Raw genomic sequence first — 580 nt, 5'->3', positions numbered from 1 at the left:
ATGGACGAGCTGCCTTCGAGTTTGCTCATCTTTTCCCAAACGCTGATGGCTGCTTCGGGATTGTAACCTGCCTGAGCCATCAAACGTACGCCGCCTGCGTCCGCTTCGCTCTCCTGATGGCGCGAAAATGGTTTGGAAGCAAGTAAATCCGTACCCAAGCCGACAATATTGGCATCAACTCCGGACGCGCCCGCCAAAATAGAACCGCCCAATCCGGTCAATACTTGGCCGCCGATGGCTTTTTTGCCATGCTCAAGCAGGGCATGGGTCATTTCGTGGCCGATAACGGCGGCGATTTCGTCATCCGTCAATTTCAAACGATCGACCATGCCGGTATACATCGCCATTTTGCCGCCCGGCATTGCCCAAGCGTTCAATTCATTGCCACGGAAAACATTCATCTGCCAGTTGAAAGGTACGCCGGTTTGGTTGGCTTGATTGGCATGGGGTTTCAGACGCTCAAATACGGTTTTGATACGGCGCGAAGTCTGGGAAGTGTTGTCCAAAACGCGTTGCGATTGCGCTTGTTGTACTACTTGCGAGTAGTTTTTTGCTGCGGCCTCGTTGAGCGATGCTGTAT

Annotated in this window: 1 protein-coding gene; it reads right to left on the bottom strand. The window is 52.8% G+C overall.

Translation table 11 applies throughout. The features are described from left to right. On the bottom strand, positions 1 to 580 hold a 580-nt coding region (locus tag ACTHUR_RS16320; RefSeq protein ID WP_440399725.1), incomplete at both ends, for a M48 family metallopeptidase.

Source organism: Neisseria sp. P0021.S007, assembly GCF_051956855.1.
This window is presented reverse-complemented; position numbering and strand designations above follow the sequence as displayed.